A 20,426-nucleotide genomic window follows, 5' to 3' on the forward strand; every position below is an offset into this window, starting at 1 on the left:
TTCGAACCCGCGACCCTCACCTTGGCAAGGTGATGCTCTACCACTGAGCCACTTCCGCGTGCCTCCACCGGGCGTTTCGGCCCGTGGCGACGAGAGAACTCTAGCGGGTTTTCCGGGTGATTGCGTAACCGCGCGTCACCTCGGCCGGTGCGTGCCGGGCCGTGGACGGCGGAGCCGGGGTGGTGACCGGTTCGTCCGATCCGGCCGCGTGCGGTAGAAACACGAGGTGGAGTCGTTGAAGCTGGGCTCGCTGGAGGTGTGGCCGCCGGTCGTGCTGGCGCCCATGGCCGGGATCACCAACGCCGCGTTCCGCACGCTCTGCCGCGAGCAGGGCGGCGGACTGTTCGTCTGCGAGATGATCACGACGCGGGCGCTGGTGGAGCGGAACGTCAAGACGCTCAAGATGATCCGGTTCGAGCCGGACGAGCGGCCCCGGAGCCTCCAGCTCTACGGGGTCGACCCGGTGACCGTCGGCCGGGCCGTCCGCATGGTCGCCGAAGAGGACCTGGCCGACCACGTGGACCTCAACTTCGGCTGCCCGGTGCCCAAGGTGACCCGGCGCGGCGGAGGCTCCGCCCTGCCGTACAAGCGCAACCTGCTCCGCGCGATCCTGCGGGAGGCCGTGCGCAACGCCGGCACGCTCCCGGTGACGATGAAGATGCGCAAGGGCATCGACGACGACCACCTCACCTACCTGGACGCCGGCCGGATCGCGGTGGAGGAGGGCGTCGCGGCCGTCGCGCTGCACGCCCGCACCGCGGTCCAGCACTACGGCGGGACCGCCGACTGGGAGGCGATCGCCCGGCTCAAGGAGGCGGTGACCGAGATCCCGGTGCTCGGCAACGGCGACGTCTGGAGCGCCGACGACGCGCGGCGGATGATGGCGGAGACCGGCTGCGACGGCGTCGTGGTGGGCCGGGGGTGCCTGGGCCGGCCGTGGCTCTTCGCCGATCTGGCCGCCATGTGCGCGGGGAGCGGCGAGCGGGCCAGGCCCCGGCTGGGGGAGGTCGCCGCGGCCATGCAGCGGCACGCCACGCTCCTGGCGGAGTGCTTCGGCAGCGAGCCGCACGCCGTGGCCGACTTCCGCAAGCACGTCGGCTGGTACCTCAAGGGCTTCACCGTCGGCTCCGACCTGCGCCGCCGCCTGGCCACCTCGGAGACCCTCGCCGGGCTGTGCGAGGGGCTGGCCGAGCTCGACCCCGCCCAGCCCTGGCCCGGTGAGGTGGCGGACGCGCCGCGCGGCAAGACCCACGCCCGCGACCGCGTGCACCTGCCCGCGGGCTGGCTCGACGACCCGTACGACCTGGCGGCGCCCTGCGCGGACGCCGAGCTGGACACCTCGGGCGGCTGACCCGGTTCCGTCCCGGCCGTGGAACGCGCTCGACGCGGACTCCGGTCCGTCCGGGGCCGATCCGGATCCAGCGGTCTTCCACGGTGACGGGAAGCGACCAGGAACGTTCCGGCGGTGTGATCGTAATGTGATCCGGATCTGATCGGCCCGCGTCAGCCGTATGTATACCGTGCGGTCAATGGCAGGCGGCTCACGCGCGGGAGCGGCGGTTGACGGAGACGACGGCACGGTCATCACCTCAGGACCTCATCACTTGCCTCCAGCATGGAGACCCCGGTCTTCAGGCCGGGGAGGAAACGCGGAACGGCCGGTCACGGTGGCCTCCTCTGCGGTGGTGTAACCGTAGCCGTCGGCGCGTTGCAACAGCCGCACGTGCCGGTGGCCGATGCCCTGCACCAGGCCGCGGGCGGTGCGGATGTTGAAGTTGCCGGTGGTGCGGACCGCGACCCGGCCGGTGTGCGTGCCGACCTTCTTCCCGGACGGGACCACGGCGCGCACCAGATCCCCGGTGGTGAACCCGCGGACCTGCTTGATTCGGGGCAGCGTGAGGCGGGGAAAGCCATAGGAGTCGGTCCGGGTGCGGGCGTAGGTGCCGCGTCCGGTCGCGGTGGTCACCAGGACGGTGGCGGGCCAGGCGGTGACGGTCTTCAGTGCGCCGACGTGCAAGGCATCCAGGGTGTGGGACTTGGGCGCTCCGGTGCGTGAGCGGTTCCACTTGGTGCGCCCGCCGGAGGCGGCGTGGACGGGCACGCCGATGCCGGTCAGAGTCCGCCCCAGCGCCTGCCGGGTGGTGTTGACGGCGGCGGCGTCCCGTAGCGGCGCCTTGGCCTGGGCGAGGAGGCGGGCCAGGCGTTTCGGGTCGCGTTTCAGGAACTCCTCAACCGGGCGAGCGTCCTTGGCCTGGTTGCACGGCACGCATGCCAGGGTGAGGTTGCTGATCCGGTCGGAGCCGCCCCGGGCGCGGGGTTGGATGTGGTCGATGTTCAGCGGTATGTTCTGCGCACCGCAGTAGGCGCACGTACGGTTCCACTTTTCCAGCAGGTACGCGCGGACCTCATAACCATGCAGGGTGCCCTGCTGGTACTCCACCCCCGCCAGCGGCCTGCCCGCCGATAGGGCGAAGGTGTCGAACGCCACCCGCTCCACATGTAGCGCCCGGACGGGCGCCCACCGGGACAATCGGGTCACCCACGAGAGCGTGCCGTCGAGGCGGTGGCGCAGCGACGGCGCCAGCCACCCGTCCGGGCGGGTCCGGTTATGGAAGCGCGGGGCGCGGTAGCGCAGGTTCCGCGACCGGCGCCCGCGTCGGTAGGCCGCCCGGGCGGCCAGTCGGTCGCGGATCTTTCCGCCCCGATGGTCGAGTTGCAGGGCGAACAGGCCTCGCCGGACGCCTTCGGAGGTCGCGGTGAACAGACTGAGGCCGGTGTGGCGGCTGCCCGGATCGATCCCGGCTTCCACCCCCGGCACGACCGACTCGGCCACCGTACGGTCCTTAAGACGGATGACGAACGGCGTGTGCCGGTGAACCACTGCCCGACCGGAAGAGAGCAGCTTTCGGGCACGGGCCGGAGGGCACGGCATCAGCGGCTCGCCGTGCTTGTCGAGCACGAACACGGATGGGGCGTTACCGCCCCGCTCTCCCTCGGCGGCCGCAGCCGCCTCGGGGTGACGCCCGCGCACGCGGGTGCGCCGCACGCGGGTCTCCCCTCGCCCAGGTCCGATGCCCGGTACGCAATCGTCGCCGATCGTGTCTCCACGGGCCGTTTCGTCCCGACCCGGGGTGTCTGCTCCCGTGGATTCCAGAGCAGCGGGCTGAGGAAGCACCCGCCGGTGGGTCTGCCGTCGTACATCGGACGTAGCCATCTTTCGCACCTCCACTCGCTGATGGCTGGGGCTGGTCAACGCGGGCTTGAGGTAGCAGCGGTGCCGTACCTCAAGCCCCGGCCTTCAGGCCGGGGTCCTTGACCTTCTACTACGCCGTGCTCTTGGAGGTCAGCCCGCCGGCGGCGCTGTCAGCCTTCGCGGCCTCGGCGATCACCTGGGGCGACGCCTACCGGATGATGCTGGCCACGTGGAAGTACACGCTGCCTGCCTTCCTGGTGCCCTTCGCCTTCGTGCTGACCCCGGCGGGTCGGCGCTGCTGGTGCAGGCCCCGGTGGGGGAGATCGTGCTCGCCTCGGCCGTGGCCGCGCTGGCGATCGCCACCGGCAACACCACCGGCGTCTACTACGTCCTCGGCGGCGGGCTGGCCGACCAGATCGGCAGGCACGTGCCCGGCTACCAGGCGACGGCCGAGGCGACCGGCGCGTCGGTGGAGAACATCCAGCGCGTCGTGCGGGGCGACTCCGACATCGCCTTCACCCTGGCCGACTCCGCGGCCGACGCGGTGGCCGGCAAGGGGGCGTTCACCGGGCCCCAGCCGATCCGCGCGATCGCCCGGCTGTACGACAACTCCACCCAGGTGGTCGCCGCCGCCGACGCGGGCGTGAAGTCCGTCGCGGACCTGAAGGGCAAGCGGGTCTCCACCGGCTCGCCCAACTCCGGCACCGAGGTCATCGCGCTGCGGCTGCTCGAGGCGGCGGGCCTCGACCCCGACGAGGACGTCACCCGGCAGTCCCTGGGCCTGCCGGAGAGCGTGCAGGGCATCAAGGACGGCACGCTGGACGCGCTGGTCTGGTCCGGCGGCCTGCCCACGCCGGGCATCACCGACCTGTTCACCAGCCTCAAGGACGAGGTCGCCTTCGTCCCGCTGGACGCCTCCCTGCCGAGGATGCAGGCCGAGCACGGACCGGTGTACGCGCAGGGCGCCATCGGCAGGGACGTCTACGGCACCCCCGCCGACGTGCCCACGATCGTGGTGCCGAACCTGCTGGTGGTGAACGAGAGGATGGACCCGGCCCTCGCCGAGAGCCTGACCCGGCTGCTCTTCGACCGCAAGGCCGATCTGGAGAAGGTGCACCCGTCGGCCAGGGGCATCACCCGGGAGAAGGCGCCGGAGACCGGACCGGTCCCGCTCCACGACGGCGCGAAGAAGTACTACGGCCGGTGATCCCGCGTCGGCCCGCCCGTGGCGGGAGCGCCGCGGGCGGGCCGGACGGGAACGCCGGTGAACGGAGCACGGGCGGCCCGGGACGCCGTGGCCGCGGGCCGCCCGAGCCGCCGGGCGCAGCGGTGGGCCGGCCGCCCGGCGTCACGCGCCGACGACGTCGACCGTGCCCCCGCTGCGCCAGTAGACGTTGTTCTCCCGGGTCAGCAGGCCCTCGTCGACCAGGTAGCGGCGCAGCGCCGCGTGGTCGTCGTGGAAGGCGCGCAGGACCACGTTGACGTCCTTCTCCGAGTAGCGCACGCCGGGTTCGAAGACCTGGGCCACGTAGTTCAGCACGACGAGCTGCTTGTCGCGCTTGGTGGGGATGGCCCGCAGCCGCCCCTCCACGAGGAAGGCGCGCAGCACCTTCTCCTCGGGAGAGACCGGCTCGGGCGGCGGGGCCGCGGCGTGCAGCAGCTCGCGGAAGCGCTCCCGCCGCAGCCGCCACACCCCCTCGTGGTCGTGTACGGCCAGCCCGCCGCGTTTCAGCCGGTCCAGGGCCAGCAGCATCGCGTCCCGCTCCAGCCCCGACTCCTCGGGCGCGCGCTCCAGCGCCAGCGCCGACAGCACCCGCAGCGTGTCGTCCTGGTAGAGCAGGCCGAGCACCTGCCTGATCGCCTCATCGCTCATGCCCCTATTTTCACGGCTCCCGCGGGCCGGTAGCGCACGGCCGGAGCGGTGCCGCGGTCAGAGGCGGTTGAGCCCGATGACGTGGAGCACCGCCCGGCCCTCCTCGTCGGAGGCGGCCAGGTCGACCTGGGCGTCGATGCCCCAGTCGCCGTCGCCCGCCGGGTCGGCGATGACCTGCCGGACCTTCCAGAGCTCCTTCTCCTCCTCGATGCGGAGCAGGGCGGGGCCGCGGGCGTCCGGGCCGGTGCCGACCTCCTCGTGGTCGTCGTAGTAGGCGTCCAGGGCGGCGGGCCAGTCGACGTCCGGGGCGAGCTCGGCGAGCTCCTCCTCCTTCTCCAGCGCGACCAGCTCCACCAGGCGGAACATCGCGTTGCGGACCAGCACCCGGAAGGCGCGCGGGTTGCCGGTGACCGGGCGGGGCTTGGCCTCGATCTCCTGCTCGGCCTCGGGCTGCAGGGACGGGTTGGACAGTTTCTCCCACTCGTCGATCAGGCTGGAGTCGACCTGGCGGACCAGCTCGCCGAGCCACTCGATCAGGTCGACCAGGTCCTCGGTCTTCAGGTGCTCGGGGATGGTCCGCGACAGCGTGCGGTAGGCGTCGGCCAGGTAGCGCAGCACGCTGCCCTCGGAGCGGGTCAGCTCGTAGTGGGCGACGTACTCGGTGAAGGTCATCGCCTGCTCGTACATGTCGCGGATGACGCTCTTGGGACTGACCGTGTAGTCACCCACCCACGGGTGGCCGCGCCGGTAGGTCTCGTAGGCGCCCAGCAGCAGGTCGGCCAGGGGCATCGGGTGGGTGATCTCGGCCAGGAGCTCCATCCGCTCCTCGTACTCGATCCCGTCGGCCTTCATCTCCGCCACGGCCTCGCCCCGGGCCCTCTTCAGCTGGGCGGACAGGATCTGGCGCGGGTCGTCGAGGATGGACTCCACGATCGAGACCATGTCGAGGGCGTAGACGGGCGACTCGCGGTCGAGCAGCTCGAAGGCGGCCAGGGCGAACGTCGACAGCGCCTGGTTGAGCGCGAAGTCCTCCTGCAGGTCGATGGTGAGGCGCGCCCGGCGGCCCTGCTCGTCGGGCTCGTCCAGCTGCTCCACCACGCCGCCGGCCAGCAGCGAGCGGTAGATCGCGATGGCCTGGCTGATGTGCCGCCGCTGCCACTTGCGGTCCTCGTGGTTGTCGGTGAGCAGGTGCTTCATCGCGGCGAAGCAGTCGCCGGGCCGGTTGATGACCGCCAGCAGCATGGCGTTGCTGACCTTGAAACGGGAGGCCAGCGGCTCGGGCTCGGCCTCCTGGAGCTTGGCGAAGGTCTCCTCGCTCCAGCCGACGAAGCCCTCCGGCGGCTTCTTGCGGGCGTAGCCGCGCCGCCGCTTGGGGTCGTCGCCGATCTTGGCCAGGGCCTTCTCGTTCTCGATGACGTATTCGGGGGCCTGGCAGGCGACGTAGCCGATGGTGTCGAAACCCGCCCGTCCGGCCCGCCCGGCGATCTGGTGGAACTCGCGGGCGCGCAGCCGCCGGACCTTGCTGCCGTCGTACTTGCTGAGCGCGGTGAACAGCACGGTGCGGATCGGCACGTTCACGCCGACGCCGAGGGTGTCGGTGCCGCAGATGACCTTCAGCAGGCCGGCCTGGGCCAGCCGCTCCACCAGGCGGCGGTACTTCGGCAGCATGCCGGCGTGGTGCACGCCGATGCCGTGCCGTACCAGCCGGGACAGGGCGCGGCCGAAGCTGGTGGTGAAGCGGAAGTGGCCGATCAGCGCGGAGATGGCCTCCTTCTCGGCCTTGCTGCACATGTTGATGCTCATCAGGGACTGCGCCCGCTCCATGGCGGAGGCCTGGGTGAAGTGCACCACGTAGACCGGGTACTGGTTGGTGGAGAGCATCTCCTCCAGCGTCTCGTGCAGCGGGGTCATCCGGTAGGAGTAGACCAGCGGGACCGGGCGCTCGGCGTGCTTGACCACCGAGGTGGGCCGGCCGGTGCGCCGGGTCAGGTCCTCCTCGAACATGCTCACGTCGCCGAGGGTCGCCGACATCAGGACGAACTGCACGTTCGGCAGTTCCAGCAGCGGCACCTGCCAGGCCCAGCCGCGGTCCGGCTCGGCGTAGAAGTGGAACTCGTCCATCACGACCTGGCCGATGTCGGCCGCCGCGCCGTCGCGCAGCGCGACGTTGGCGAGGATCTCCGCGGTGCAGCAGATGATCGGCGCGCCGGGGTTCACGCTCGCGTCGCCGGTCATCATGCCGACGTTCTCGGTGCCGAAGAGCTCGCACAGGTCGAAGAACTTCTCCGACACCAGCGCCTTGATCGGCGCGGTGTAGAAGGTGCGCACGTCGCGGGTGAGCGCGGTGAAGTGCGCCCCCGCCGCCACCAGGCTCTTGCCCGAGCCCGTCGGGGTGGCCAGGATCAGGTTGTTGCCCGACACCACCTCGATCAGGGCCTCCTCCTGGGCCGGATAGAGGGTGAGCCCCCGCTCGGTGTTCCACTCGACGAAGGCGTCGAAGATGGCGTCGGGGTCGGCGTCGATCTCTTCGGGCAGGCGATCTACAAGGCTCACCCTCCCATCCTGCCGAAGAACGGGCGGTGGTCGAACCACCGGGGCAGTAGAGATGGGGTCAATTCCCGCGGATCCTGCGAAATCTCGCCGAACGGGTGAGCAGCAGCCCGGCCAGCAGGAGGCCGGAGCCGAGCACCGGCCACGGCCCGGGGGCGAAGCCGGACACGGTCAGAACGAGCAGTCCCGCGCCGGCCAGCGCGAGCGCCGCGGCGATCCGGGCGGTCCCCCCGCGGTACGGCGGCGCCGCCGGGGGCTCCTCGAAGCGGGACAGTCCGCGTAGCAGCGGCCACAGGACCAGGGAGAGCGCGGCCAGCCAGTGCGGCCACCCGGCCAGCCAGGCGGAGGTGCCCGGCTCCGGGGTGGGGATCCCCAGCCCCACCACGACCACCGCGGTGACGCAGAACAGCGCGCTCATGTGCCACAGGTAGACGGTCATCATGCGCGGACCGGCCCAGCCCAGCGCCCGCGCGACCACCGGCCACCGGGCGAAGGAGGCGATCTGCCCGCGCAGGGCGAGCGCCAGCCCGATCTGCCCGATCCCCACCGCCAGCAGCGCCACCGTGGGCGGCGCCATGTTGGAGACCGCGGCTCCCGGCAGGCCGATCATGCTGCCCGGGTAGGGGCCGAAGGCCACCAGGAGCGCGGCCAGGCCGTACCCCGCCGCGGCCATGGTCCACAACCGGGTCCGGGGGAGGTCCAGGCGGCCGTCGGCGTACAGGAAGCCGAGCTGGTGCACCGCGAGCCAGACCAGGGCGATGTTCGCCCAGCCCGCCGCCTCCAGGCCGCAGGCGAACCGCAGCACGTCGACCACCACGGCCCCCGCCGCCAGAGCCGCCGGCACGCGCGGGCCGTACGCCGCGCCGAGCCGGAGCATCAGCGGCGTCGCCGCCACCGCGACGAGGTAGACGGCCAGGAACCACAGCAGCTGACCGGCCAGGCGCGAGGCCGTGACCACCGGCTGGGACGGCAGGCCGAGGGCGAGCAGCAGGTGGGGCAGGGGCAGCCAGACCGCCGCGAGCGGCAGCACCGGCCAGGCCAGGCGGCGCAGCCGCGCGGCGAGCCAGGCGGGCGAGCCGCCGCCGCGCCGGAGCGCGGCGCGGTGGCTGATCGCACCCGCCGCGCCCCCGGCGAAGAACACCAGGGGCATCACCTGGCTGATCCAGGTGATCACCCAGGCGTTCCCGGTGGCCAGTGCGTTCCCGGTGGTGATCCGGTCACCGGCGAGGGAGAGCACCGGCATGCTCCAGTGCTGCAGCACCACCAGGGCGGTGCCGAACAGGCGCAGGACGTCGATGAACAGGTCCCGGCCGGGCGGCGCGGACGCGGGAGCGGCGGCGAGGGGCGTGGGAGGGGGTGCGGGGCGGGTCAGGACGGCGGTCACCGGGCGTCTCGATTCGTCAGGGGGCGGTGCTCCGAGACTTCCGCGAACCCCCCGGCGGCGCAGTGACGGCTCCCGCCCTCTTTTCCGCGCCCGGCCCCACCATCCGGGGTAGGGATGGCCCTACCCCGGGACGCCTGCACACCGGGTCGATCGCGCCGCCCGGGACTCGTAGCGTTTCCCCCATGAGATCCCTCCTGCGCCGCGTCGGCATCGACAGCCGCTACCTGCTCACCGGCTTCCCCCTCTCCGTGATCGCCTTCTGCCTGGCGCTGACCGGTTTCGCCGCCGGACTCGGGACGACCGTCGTCTGGATCGGCGTGCCGGTCCTGGCGGCCACGCTGATGCTCGCCCGGGGTTTCGCCGACATCGAGCGCCGCTCGCTGCCCCAGGTGCTCGGCCACCCGGTCGCCCGGCCGCGCTACCGCCGCGCGCCCGAGACCGCCGGCTGGTTCCGCCGCATGGCCAACCCGCTGACCAGCGGGCAGTCGTGGCTGGACCTGCTGCACGCGATCGTGAGCTTCCCGGTCGCCGTCGTGACGTTCTGCCTCGCGGTGACCTGGTGGGCAGGGACGGTCCTCGGGCTGACCGCCCCGATCTACGGGTGGATCATCGCGAGCATCCCGGACAACCACGGGCTGGCGGAACTGCTCGGCTTCGGCGACAGCGCCCTGGCCGAGGTGATGCTCAACACCGCGATCGGCGCGGTGTTCGCGATCACGCTCCCGGTCGTGCTCCGCGGGGCGGCGCTGGTCCAGGCCGGGCTCGGCCGGGCCATGCTCACCGGGGTCGCGGAGCTGCAGGAGCGCATCGACGACCTGGCCGAGGGCCGGGCCGCGGCGGTCTCGGCCGAGGCCAACGCGCTGCGCAAGCTGGAGCGCGACATCCACGACGGGCCGCAGCAGCGCCTGGTCTCCCTGGCCATGGACCTGTCCCGGGCCCAGCGCCAGCTCAAGCGGGACCCCCAGGCGGTCGAGCAGATGCTGTCCGAGGCCATCAGCTCCACCCGCGAGACCCTGGACGAGCTGCGCGCGCTCTCGCGCGGCATCGCCCCGCCGGTCCTGACCGACCGCGGCCTGGCCCCGGCGCTGGCCGCGCTCGCCGGCCGGTGCACGGTCCCCGTCGACCTGGACATCCAGGTGGAGGGGCGCTTCGCCGCCGCGGTGGAGAACACGATCTACTTCGTGGTCGCCGAGTCCCTGACCAACATCGCCAAGCACAGCCACGCCACCGTCTGCACGGTCACCCTGAGCAAGACCGGTGGCGTCCTGATGCTGACGATCGGGGATGATGGGGTCGGCGGCGCGCACGTCGCCAAGGGACATGGCCTGTCCGGGCTCGCCGACCGCCTCAGGGCGGTGGACGGCGAGCTGGCGGTGGACTCACCGGTGGGCGGGCCGACGGTGATCGTGGCGGAGGTGCCGTGCGGGTAGTCGTGGCCGACGACGCTGTCCTGATCAGGGAGGGCCTGATCAGGCTGCTGGAGGAGTTCGGTTGCGAGGTGGTGGCGGCGGTGGGGGACGGCGGGGGCCTCGTGGAGGCCGTCGCCGAGCACCGGCCGGACGTCTCGGTGGTGGACGTGCGGATGCCGCCGAGCTTCACCGACGAGGGGCTGCGGGCCGCGGTCGAGGCGCGGCGGCGGGTGCCGGGGGCCCCGGTGCTGATCCTCTCGCAGTACGTCGAGGTCTCCTACGCCGACGACCTGCTCGCCGACGCGCGCGGCGCGGTGGGATATCTGCTCAAGGACCGGGTCGTGGACGTCGACGACTTCATGGGGGGCCTGCGCTCGGTCGCCTCCGGCGGCACGGTCTTCGATCCGCAGGTGGTGGCCCAGCTGATGGTACGGCGCCGCCGCGACGACCCGCTGGCCTCCCTCACCCCGCGCGAGCGGGAGGTGCTCGGCCTGATGGCCGAGGGCAGGTCCAACCCGGCCATCGGCCGCCAGCTCGTGGTGAGCGACGGCGCGGTGGAGAAGCACGTCCGCAGCATCTTCGCCAAGCTCGGTCTGCACGTCGAGGACAGCGACCAGCACCGCCGGGTGCTCGCGGTGCTCGCCTACCTCCGCTCGTCGGGCCGGTGACGGGGGCCGGGCCCGGCGGGACCCGGGGGGCGGTGCGCGCCGGCGGACGGGAGGCCGGGCGCCCGGACGGGCGGGGGGCGGTGCGCGCCCACGACCTGTCCGCCGGCGGCGGCGTGCTGGAGCGCGTGCACGCGACCGCCCGGACGGCGGCGCGCCTGTACGGGCTGCCCGGCGCCGAGGTCACCCTGATCAACGTGTCGGAGAACGCCACCTTCCGGGTCGACGACCCGCGGACCGGGTTCCGGGCCGTGCTGCGGGTGCACCGGCTCGGCTACCACTCCGCCGCCGCGATCCGCTCCGAGCTGGCCTGGCTGGAGGCGCTCCGCGAGGAGGCCGGGGTCAGGACGCCGGAGGTGCTCCGCGCGCCGGACGGCTCCCGGGTGCTGACCGTCCCGGGGGAGCCGCCGCGCGAGTGCGTCCTGTTCGAGTTCCTGCCGGGGACCGAGCCTCCGCAGGACCGCCTGGTCGAGGGCTTCGAGCGGCTCGGCGCGACCACCGCGCGGATGCACCGGCACGCGCGGTCCTGGCGCCGCCCGGCCGCCTTCACCCGCTTCCACTGGGACCACGACGCCGCGCTGGGACAGGAGTCCCGGTGGGGGCGCTGGCAGGACGGGCCCGGCATGGACCCCGAGGCGCTGGCCGTACTGGGCCGGCTGGCGGAGGAGCTGCGCGGGCGGCTGCGCCGCTTCGGCCGGGACGCCGGCCGCTACGGCCTGATCCACGCCGACCTGCGGCTGGCCAACCTGCTGGTGGCCGGCGACGGGCCGCCCAGCGTCATCGACTTCGACGACTGCGGCTTCGGCTGGTACCTCTACGACCTGGCCGCGGCGCTCAGCTTCATCGAGCACCGCCCCGAGGTCCCGGCGATGATCGACGCCTGGCTGCGGGGCTACCGGACCGTGCTCGGCCTGCCCGCCGAGGACGAGGCCGAGGTCTGGACGTTCGTCATGTTCCGCCGCCTGCTGCTGGTCGCCTGGATCGGCAGCCACGCCGGGGTGGAGACCGCGGCCGGGCTCGGTGCGGGCTACACCCGCGGCACCTGCGAGCTGGCCGAGCGCTATCTGGCGGGGGAGTTCACCCGGCCCGCCCGCTGAGGCCGCCGGAGTCCCCGGCGGCTCCGGTGACGCCGCCGAGACCGGCCAGCTCGCGCCGGACGTCCTCGTCGTCCGGGGCCAGCTCCAGCGCCCTGGCCAGGTCGGCCGCCGCCTCCCGCTCGCGCCCCGCCGCGCGCAGCGCCAGCGCCCGGTTGAACAGCAGCGCCGGATCGGCGCCCGGTTCCAGGGCGCGGGTGAAGTCGGCGACCGCGCCCTCCGGGTCCCCGGTCTCGAAGGCCAGCACCCCCCGGTTGGCCCAGGCGGCCGAGAGCCCGGGGGAGCGTTCCAGCGCGCGGTCGAACGCCGCCCGCGCCGGGGCGTGCCGCCCCTCGGCCATCTCCACCTGGCCCAGCGCGCACAGCAGGTAGGGGTTGTCCGGGTCCAGGGCGAGCCCGGCCTCGGCGTCCGCGCGCGCCTTGCCGTACTCGCCGAGCGCGGCCAGCAGGCCGGCCCGGTTGGCCAGGGCGTCCACGAACTCCGGGTCGAGCTCCAGGGCGTGGTCCAGGTCGGCGAGCGCCCCGGCGTGGTCGCCGGTGGAGAAGCGGATCTCGGCCCGGTTGTAGTACGGCTCGGGGAAGGGCGGGCCCGCCCGCATGGCCGTCTCGTAGTCGGCGACCGCCGCGTCCAGCCGGCCGAGCCGGTGCAGCAGGTTGCCCCGGTCGATGTAGTAGTCGGGATAGCCGGGATCCGCGGCTATGGCAGCGTCCAGGTCCTCCAGCGCCGCCTCCGGGCGGCCCAGCATGACGGTCAGCTGCGCCCGGTTGGCCAGCAGCACCAGCCGGTGGATCGGGTGCCCGTCCGGGCCCAGCTCCCGGTCGGCCAGCTCCACGGCCTGCTGGACCAGCTCCAGCGCTTTGGCGGGGCGGCCGAGCCGTACCTCGACCAGGGCCCGGCCGTTGAGGTCGAAGCCCAGCTTGAACGCCCGCTCACGCGGGTCCGGCAGCAGCGTCGAGATGGCGATCGCCTGGTTCACCCAGGCCAGTGCCGCCTCCGGGTCGCGCCGGGCGGGGTCGTGGTGGCGGACCTTCAGCATGCCGGTGGAGTAGGCGGCCGCCGCGTGCGTGACGGGGGAGACGCTCTCCCTCCGGGCCAGGTCGAACAGGGCCACGGCCTCGTCCTCGCGGCGCAGCGAGCCGAGCGCGGTCGCGGTGCTGTGCAGGAACCGCCACCAGGTCTCCGGGTCGCCCTCCGGATCGGTCAGCGCCAGACCGCGCGGGCCCAGCTCCGCGACGGCGTCGTGGCATCCGGCGTCCAGGCACCACTGCACCGCGAAGCGCAGCGCCTCCACGGCCAGGCGGGGGTCGGTGCCGCGCTCGCGGTGGTACGGGACCGCGCCGAGGCGCGCGCCGACGGAGCCCTGCCGCTCCAGCTCGTCGGCGCGCTTGTCGTGCTCCTCGGGCTCGAGTTCGGGCAGTGCCGCGGCCTGCTCCCGGAGCTCCACGGCGAGCAGCTCGGCCGGGACGCGGCGGCGCAGCACCGCCAGCAGTTCCAGATCGGTGGGGTCGGCCTCGGCGGTGCCGGTGACGACGAGCCTGCGGGGCCCGGCCGGCTCCCGCCGCTCCTCCGGACGGGCCTCCAGACAGGCGCGGAGGAACTCGGCGACACCGTTGGCGATGCGCAGCGTCCGGCGCGGCGCGTGGACCAGGATCCGCTCCGCCCGGGGCAGGGCGTCCGCCCTGGACCGGCGCCGGGCGGGGATGCGGTCGTGCAGGTCGGGGGCGACGGCGCGCAGTTCGACGTCGTAGCGGGCGACGAGCTCCGGCCGGGCCTCCGGCAGCAGGGCGGCGACGATCGCGCCCGCGGCGGTGTACGGCCCGCGCAGGCGCCGGTCGGCGTCCACGAGGGGCAGGAGCAAAGGAGGAAGGGGCGCTTCTTCCGAGGCTTCTCCCGGGGCGAGGGGTCCCCGACTCACCGATCTCCTCATTCTCCTCGGCGGACCGGCGCCCATCCCTGGACGCCGGCTCTGCGGTTCCGGTTCAGCCGACGTGCTTGGGGCTGGCGGCCCCGCTGAGCGCGACCGTACCGGGCTTGTGAACGATGACCTTTTTCATCACGTGCCTTCCTCGCCAATAAGAACAAATCGCAAGTATTCGCACCATTAACCCTCACTGACAAGATCTATTATGAGAATGGCCGGATGCGGACATTCGCTGGACGCATAACGCGGCGACTCCTCATGGCGCGGGCTGCTGCTGGGTGATGCAGTGGATGCCGCCGCCCAGGGCGAAGATGTCCCGGGCGTCCACCGATTCGATCGACCGCCCCGGGAAGAGCCGGGCGAAGAGCTCGGCGGTCGGGGCGTCCCGGGGGTCGCCGAACGAGCAGAGCAGGGCCAGCCCGTTGGCCAGGTAGTGGTTGACGTAGGAGTAGTCGACGAGCTGTCCGCCGGCCTCCTGCGTCTCCGGTGCGAGGAGCTCGACCACCTCCAGGGCGCGCCCCCTGGCGTCGGTCGAGGCCCGCAGGATCGCGAGGTTCTCCCGGGTGACCTCGTGGTCGGGGTGGGACGGGTCGGGCTGGACGTGGCAGAGCACCAGGCCGGGCCGGGCGAAGGAGGCCAGCAGGTCCACGTGCCCGCTGGTGCCGTACGGACCGTAGTCGGCGGTCAGGCCGCGGGGCAGCCAGATCACCTTCTCCACCCCCAGCCGGGCGCGGAGCTCGGCCTCCACCTCCTGCCTGGTCCAGCCGGGGTTGCGCGCCTCGCCGAGCTGCACGGTCTCGGTGGCGATCACCGTCCCCTCGCCGTCGACGTGGATGCCGCCGCCCTCGTTGACGAGCTCGGAGCGGAAGCGCCGCGCCCCGGCCCGCTCCAGGACCGCCCGGGCCACCAGGTCGTCCTTGGCGTGGGCGTTCCACCCCCAGCCGTTGAAGGTCCAGTCCACCCCGGCCAGGCCGCCTCGCCCGTCGATCAGGAAGGTGGGGCCGTTGTCGCGCATCCAGCAGTCGTCGAGCGGCTGCTCCACAACCTCGACCCGGGGGTCCAGCCACCGGGCGGCGGACCCGCGCTCGCTCGGGTCGACGACCATGGTGACCGGCTCGTGGCGCACGACGGCGTTGGCCACGTCCGACCAGGCCCGGTAGGACGCCTCCGGGTCCGCCAGGGCGTAGCCGGAGACCGGCCAGGACATCCAGGTGCGGGTGTGCGGGTGCCACTCCGGTGGCATGGAGAACATGTGCCGGCTCCTGGGGGATCGGCCGCTCCCGGGGGCGGGGGCGGGGAGAGCGGGGGTGGGTGGGGTCAGAGGAAGTACAGGCGGCTGAGGGAGACCGTGTCGGCGGGGGAGGACCGGACCTCCTCGCCGTCGAGGGTGACCCGGCCCAGCGCGTCCACCCGGACCGCGCCGAGCCGGGAGTTGCGGACCAGATCCGCCGGGCCGATGCCCCGGGTGCCGCGCACGCCCACGCGGCGGCGGCGGGTGGTCATCCGGTCCCCGCCCGCTCCGGCGGCGGCCCCGCTGACGAAGGCCACCGACAGGTCCGCGGCGGTGGCCCCGTGCGCGCCGAACTGCGGGCCCAGCACCAGAGGTTCGCAGGCGTCGGTGGAGGCGTTCGGGTCGCCGGTCACCCCGTAGGCGGGGAAGCCGGCCTTCAGCACGAGCTGCGGCTTGGCGCCGAAGTGGTCGGGCCGCCACAGCACGATGTCGGCCAGCTTGCCCGGTTCCAGGGATCCGACCTCGTGGGCCAGCCCGTGCGCGATCGCAGGGTTGACCGTCAGCTTGGCCAGGTAGCGCAGGACCCGCTCGTTGTCGTTGCGCCCGCCCGTGTCCAGCCCGGTGTCCAGCCCCGCCTCCGGCCCCGTCCCCGGCTCGCCCTTCATCTTCCCGGCCATGGCGAACGTCCGGCGCACCGTCTCGCCCGCGCGTCCCATGCCCTGGGCGTCGGAGGAGGTGATGCCGATGACGCCGAGGTCGTGCAGCACGTCCTCGGCGCCCATGGTGCCCGCCCGGATCCGGTCCCGGGCCAGGGCGGCGTCGCCGGGCAGCTCCGGCTTGAGGCCGTGCACCGAGACGATCATCCCGTGGTGCTCGGCGACCGCGTCCCGGCCGAAGGGCAGCGTCGGGTTGGTGGAGGAGCCGATGACGTTGGCCACCCCGGCCAGCCGGAGCACGTCCGGCACGTGGCCGCCGCCGCAGCCCTCGATGTGGAAGGCGTGGATCGTCCGGCCGTCCAGCACGGCGAGCGTGTCCTCGACCGACAGGCACTCGTTGAGGCCGTCGGTGTGCAGCGCCACCTGCACGTCGTACTCCTCGGCCACCCGCAGCGCGGTGTCCAGCGCCCGGGTGTGCGCCCCCATGTCCTCGTGCACCTTGAAGCCGCTCGCGCCGCCCTCGGCCAGCGCCTCCACCAGCGGCGCCGGATGCGAGGAGGACCCGCGGGCCAGGAAGCCGATGTTCACCGGCCAGGCGTCGAAGGCGTTGAACGCGTGCCGCAGCGCCCACGGCGAGTTGACCCCGACGCCCCAGACCGGCCCGAACTCCTGACCGATGATCGTGGTCACGCCGGAGGCGAGCGAGGCCTCCATGATGCGCGGGCTGAGCAGGTGCACGTGCGTGTCGATCGCGCCGGCCGTGGCGATCAGCCCCTCGCCGGACACGATCGTGGTCCCGGTGCCGACCACCACGTCCACGCCGTCCAGCGTATCGGGGTTCCCGGCCCGGCCGACGGCGTGGATGCGGCCCTCGCGGACGCCGATCGACGCGGTCCGCACCCCGAGGAAGGGGTCCAGGACCAGCACGTTGGAGATCACCAGGTCGCAGGTCTCCCGGACCGAGGCGGCCTTCAGGTGCAGGCCGTCCCGGGCGGTCTTGCCGAACCCGGCGAGGAACTCCTCTCCGGGCAGCTGCGAGTCGTGCTCGACCTCGACCACCAGACCCGTGTCGCCGAGCCGGACCCGGTCGCCCCTGCGCGGGCCGTACACGCTCACATGGCCTGCGCCGCCTGCGCCGCCTGCGCCGCCGATCCGCTCGCTCATTCGCCGCTCCCCAGGTAACCGCAGGCCCGTGCCTTGTCCATGGCCCGTTCGAACGCCCCGGACGCGTCCAGCGGGCCGTCCACCAGCCCGGCGAACCCGACCGCGACGCGGGCGCCGCCGATGGGGACCAGCCGCACGGTACGGCTCTCGCCCGGGCCGAAGCGGACCGCAGAGCCCGCGGGGACGGCCAGCCTGCGCCCGTAGGCGGCGCCCCGGTCGAACCGGAGCCGCGGGTTGACCTCGAAGAAGTGGAAGTGCGAGGTGACGCTGATCGGCACCGCCGCCGTGTTGAGGACGTCCACCTCCACCCCGTCCGGAACCGCCGGGCCCGCCGGGCCCGCGTCCTCCCGGGCCGCGGCGGTCACCGCGCCGGGCGCGCCGGGGCCCAGGGAGCCGCCTCCGATCGGGTCGCCCACCACGGCCAGGCGGGTGCCGTCGTCGAAGACCGCCTCGACCATCACCTCGGTGACGATGTCGGCCACGCCGGGCAGCACGTCGTCCGGTCCGAGCACCGCCCGGCCCGCCTCGACCGCCTCGGCCAGCCGGGCCCCGTCCCGGGCGGCCTCGCAGACCGCGTCCGCGATCAGCGCGGTGGCCTCCGGCACGTTCAGCCGCAGCCCCCGCGCCCTTCTGGCCCGGGCCAGCTCGGCGGCGGTGAACAGCAGCAGCCGGTCCCGCTCGGTCGGTGTCAGCCGCACGGCGCACCCTTTCTGGAACAGTGTTCAAACTTAGATCAGGATTCTAAACCGGTACGGTGGTGCTCATGACTGCGAAGCCCGGACCTGCGGCGGCGTCCCTCACCCGGCCGGAGCGTCCCGACGTGCGGGCCCACGTGCTGCGGGCCGCGCTGCTGGCGATCGACGAGGTGGGGCCCGAGCGGGTGCGGGTGCGCGACATCGCCGAGCGCGCGGGCATGAGCAGCGGCCACGTCATGTACTACTTCGGCAGGCGCGACCGGATCCTGGTCTCGACGCTCCTGCTCAGCGAGGACGAGCTGGCCGAACGCCGCACCGCCGAACTCGCGGCCGTCGCCGACCCGCGCCGGGCGCTGGTCCGCCTGGTGGAGCTGTACCTCCCCACGGGCCCCGGAGACGTGCGGTGGAGGCTGTGGGCGCAGGTCGTCGCCCGGCCGCCGCGGGACGAGGAGACGCTGGCCCGGATCGCCTCCTTCACCGGGGCCTGGGCCGGGGAGCTGGCCGGGATCGTGGCCCGGGGCATCGGGCGGGGGGTGTTCCGTCCGGTGGACGACACCGGGGAGCACGCCCTGCGCACGTGCCGCGTCATGGACGGCCTCGCGTACGACGTCCTCCTCGGCCTGCCGGGCCGGGACGCGGCCTGGGCGCGCGAGCAGGCCGTGCGGGCGGCCCTGCGGGAACTCGAACCCTGAGGACGGCGGAGGCCCGGAGGTCCCCGCGGTGCGGAGCCGGCGGACGGAGGCGCGGGGCGCCGCCGGGCGGGACGGAGGGGGCCGGCGGGGCCGGGCGTCACGTCCTCGCCGGGGACGGGGGACCTGGGCGCGAGCCGGTCGGCGGCGCCGGCCGGCTCGCCCGCACCACCCGGTCGCGCCCGGCCTCCTTGGCGGCGTACAGGGCCAGGTCGGCGCGGTGCAGCAGGTCGGACGGGCGTTCCCGGCCGTCCCAGAGCGCGAGCCCGGCCGAGAAGGTCTGCCCCTGCGGGGTGGCCGCGCGCATGGCGGCGAGCAGCGCCTCCGCGTCCGCCGGCTCCCGGCCGGGCATGACGAGCACGAACTCCTCCCCGCCGTAGCGGGCCAGCATGTCCTGCCCGCCCAGCACGAGACTCCAGGCCGTGGCGGCGCCGGCGAGCAGCAGGTCCCCGGCCTGGTGCCCGTGGGTGTCGTTGAACAGCTTGAACCGGTCGAGGTCGACCATCGCCAGGCACAGCGGCGTGCCGTCCCGCTCGGCGCGCGTGTACTCCCGGGCCAGCTGGGCGTCGAGGGTGCGCCGGTTGGGCAGTCCGGTGAGCGTGTCGGTGCGCGCGACCTCGTCGAGCATCCGGGCCTGGTCCTGCAGGCGGTGCAGCAGGTCCGACATCCGGGCCACCACCAGCACGAAGAGCACCGCGGAGGTGATGGTCACGGGCCAGGCGCTCAGCTCGAACCCGGAGACGAGCTGCGCGGCCATGGTGCCGGGGGCCAGCAGGACGACGGCCATCAGCGTGAGCAGCCGGCGCGTGGTGAAGAACGGCACGCCGTCCGAGGCGGTGCTCAGCAGGTCCCGTGCGGAGGGATGCAGCGCCGCGGTGCCCCACAGCACGTACGACATCAGGAAGGGCGTGTCCCCGAGGGGCAGGCCGAAGACCTCCGCCCCCTCGGTGGAGATGAAGATCACGTCCCCGGTGAGGAGGGACATCATCGCCAGGGTGAGCAGCCGGAAGGACGGCGTCCGCGCGCCCGAGACGGACAGCAGGCGGACGAGCCCGGCGAGCAGCACCACGTCGGCGAGCGGATAGGCCAGGGCGACCAGCTGGTCGAAGGTGGATTCGTGGCCGCCGATGTTCGGGTCGATCAGGAGGACCCAGTAGGGCAGGAGGAGGCCGGCGGTGACGATGGCGCTGTCCAGCAGGGCCCCCCGGTCGCCGGGGGTCCGCCGGTGCCGGGCGAGCAGCAGCAGGGCGGCCGTGACGAAGGGGTACTGCAGCAGGTAGGCGATGTCGGCGGGCGAGGGGAAGGGGTCCACCCCGGCGATGTGGTCGTAGTAGAGCCACATGAGGTCGCCGGTGGCGGTGCCGACCAGCCCCAGGCCCATCAGCGCCCAGGCCAGGCCGACCGTGCCGCGCAGGCGGGCGGCCACCAGGAACGACGCCGCCGCCCCGGACAGTCCGACGGATGCGTAGAACGCGTCGCGGAAGGGCCCGTACGGGAGCAGCACGTACACCCCCAGGGCGACCAGGCCGCCGAGGAGGAAGACCCGCCAAGCCCGGGAACCGTCCACGCCGCTCTATCGGCAGACCGGACGCGAGGCTGAGGCAACCCAGGGCCCGCGCCGCCGGAGAGACGGGGATCACACCGGAGCCGCCGGACCATCGGGTCGGGAGGGCCGGACCGCGGAACCTACGGATCGGGAGGGCCGGACCGCGGAACCTACGGGTCGGGAGGGCCGGACCACGGAGCCTGCGGTGACCGCGCGGACCGTCGAAAGCCCGCACCACCGGGAGCGCGGAGACCGAAAAGGCGGGCCCGGCCGATGAGGCCGGGACCCGCCGTGCTGGTGGACGATACAGGGATTGAACCTGTGACCTCTTCCGTGTCAGGGAAGCGCTCTCCCGC

At 73.6% G+C, this 20,426-nt stretch carries 15 protein-coding genes; 6 read left to right on the forward strand and 9 right to left on the reverse strand.

Translation table 11 applies throughout. The features are described from left to right. Positions 1-226: 226 nt before the first annotated feature. The gene (dusB, locus tag IEZ06_RS33560) at positions 227-1,351 is read left to right on the forward strand and encodes a tRNA dihydrouridine synthase DusB (protein ID WP_189240697.1); all 1,125 of its coding nucleotides are present in this window, start codon (positions 227-229) and stop codon (positions 1,349-1,351) included. Positions 1,352-1,600: 249 nt separating this feature from the next. Here the strand turns inward: dusB and iscB are convergent, their stop codons facing one another. Continuing rightward, positions 1,601-2,965: an RNA-guided endonuclease IscB gene (gene iscB / locus IEZ06_RS33565; protein ID WP_189240709.1), complete on the reverse strand. Its 1,365-nt coding sequence runs from the start codon at positions 2,963-2,965 to the stop codon at positions 1,601-1,603. 457 nt (positions 2,966-3,422) lie between these two features. Here iscB and IEZ06_RS33570 point away from each other — a divergent pair, with 457 nt between their 5' ends. After that, positions 3,423-4,400, forward strand: a complete 978-nt coding sequence (locus tag IEZ06_RS33570) for a TAXI family TRAP transporter solute-binding subunit (protein ID WP_203871739.1) — start codon at positions 3,423-3,425, stop codon at positions 4,398-4,400. Positions 4,401-4,541: 141 nt separating this feature from the next. On the opposite strand, the gene IEZ06_RS33575 is transcribed toward IEZ06_RS33570, so the two are convergent. Genes IEZ06_RS33575 through IEZ06_RS33585 form a run of 3 tightly spaced genes read right to left on the reverse strand, consistent with a single transcriptional unit; the run spans position 4,542 to position 9,000 of the window. Further along, positions 4,542-5,066: a DUF2087 domain-containing protein gene (locus IEZ06_RS33575; RefSeq protein WP_189240698.1), complete on the reverse strand. Its 525-nt coding sequence runs from the start codon at positions 5,064-5,066 to the stop codon at positions 4,542-4,544. A 57-nt stretch (positions 5,067-5,123) separates the two neighbouring features. After that, positions 5,124-7,619 carry a DEAD/DEAH box helicase gene (locus tag IEZ06_RS33580; protein WP_189240699.1) on the reverse strand — a complete coding sequence of 832 codons (2,496 nt, stop codon included), beginning with the start codon at positions 7,617-7,619 and terminating at the stop codon, positions 5,124-5,126. 58 nt (positions 7,620-7,677) lie between these two features. After that, positions 7,678-9,000, reverse strand: coding sequence for an acyltransferase family protein (locus IEZ06_RS33585; RefSeq protein WP_189240700.1), 1,323 nt, complete (start codon positions 8,998-9,000; stop codon positions 7,678-7,680). A gap of 182 nt (positions 9,001-9,182) precedes the next feature. Between IEZ06_RS33585 and IEZ06_RS33590 the strand changes: the two genes are divergently transcribed. From IEZ06_RS33590 to IEZ06_RS33600, 3 genes are read left to right on the forward strand one after another with little or no spacing between them, the layout of a single operon-like run. Then, positions 9,183-10,430, forward strand: a complete 1,248-nt coding sequence (locus IEZ06_RS33590; RefSeq protein WP_189240701.1) for a sensor histidine kinase — start codon at positions 9,183-9,185, stop codon at positions 10,428-10,430. After that, the gene (locus IEZ06_RS33595) at positions 10,421-11,077 is read left to right on the forward strand and encodes a response regulator transcription factor (protein ID WP_189240702.1); all 657 of its coding nucleotides are present in this window, start codon (positions 10,421-10,423) and stop codon (positions 11,075-11,077) included. The genes IEZ06_RS33590 and IEZ06_RS33595 overlap by 10 nt, the downstream gene beginning before the upstream one ends. Before the next feature lie 32 nt (positions 11,078-11,109). Beyond that, positions 11,110-12,171: a phosphotransferase enzyme family protein gene (locus tag IEZ06_RS33600; RefSeq protein ID WP_229799062.1), complete on the forward strand. Its 1,062-nt coding sequence runs from the start codon at positions 11,110-11,112 to the stop codon at positions 12,169-12,171. Here the strand turns inward: IEZ06_RS33600 and IEZ06_RS33605 are convergent. The 4 genes from IEZ06_RS33605 to ureA form a co-directional block, all read right to left on the reverse strand. Continuing rightward, positions 12,152-14,026, reverse strand: coding sequence for a tetratricopeptide repeat protein (locus IEZ06_RS33605; RefSeq protein WP_229799063.1), 1,875 nt, complete (start codon positions 14,024-14,026; stop codon positions 12,152-12,154). The two genes, IEZ06_RS33600 and IEZ06_RS33605, sit on opposite strands and share 20 nt — an antisense overlap. A gap of 319 nt (positions 14,027-14,345) precedes the next feature. Next, a complete protein-coding gene (locus tag IEZ06_RS33610; RefSeq protein ID WP_189240704.1) occupies positions 14,346-15,341 on the reverse strand; it encodes an agmatine deiminase family protein in 996 nt (331 codons plus the stop codon). 65 nt (positions 15,342-15,406) lie between these two features. Further along, positions 15,407-17,140, reverse strand: a complete 1,734-nt coding sequence (locus tag IEZ06_RS33615) for an urease subunit alpha (RefSeq protein ID WP_189240705.1) — start codon at positions 17,138-17,140, stop codon at positions 15,407-15,409. Beyond that, positions 17,137-17,838 (reverse strand): urease subunit gamma, encoded by a 702-nt coding sequence (gene ureA / locus IEZ06_RS33620; RefSeq protein WP_189240706.1) that lies wholly within the window; start codon positions 17,836-17,838, stop codon positions 17,137-17,139. Before ureA ends, IEZ06_RS33615 begins: the two co-directional genes overlap by 4 nt. A gap of 65 nt (positions 17,839-17,903) precedes the next feature. On the opposite strand from ureA, the gene IEZ06_RS33625 reads away from it, so the two are divergent. Next, on the forward strand, positions 17,904-18,527 hold the full coding sequence (locus tag IEZ06_RS33625; RefSeq protein WP_189240707.1) for a TetR family transcriptional regulator C-terminal domain-containing protein: 624 nt from the start codon (positions 17,904-17,906) through the stop codon (positions 18,525-18,527). A gap of 97 nt (positions 18,528-18,624) precedes the next feature. Here the strand turns inward: IEZ06_RS33625 and IEZ06_RS33630 are convergent, their stop codons facing one another. Beyond that, positions 18,625-20,091: a GGDEF domain-containing protein gene (locus IEZ06_RS33630; protein WP_189240708.1), complete on the reverse strand. Its 1,467-nt coding sequence runs from the start codon at positions 20,089-20,091 to the stop codon at positions 18,625-18,627. Positions 20,092-20,426: the final 335 nt, after the last annotated feature.

Origin of the sequence: Planomonospora antibiotica, from assembly GCF_014647955.1 — a bacterium.
GTDB lineage: Bacteria > Actinomycetota > Actinomycetes > Streptosporangiales > Streptosporangiaceae > Planomonospora > Planomonospora parontospora.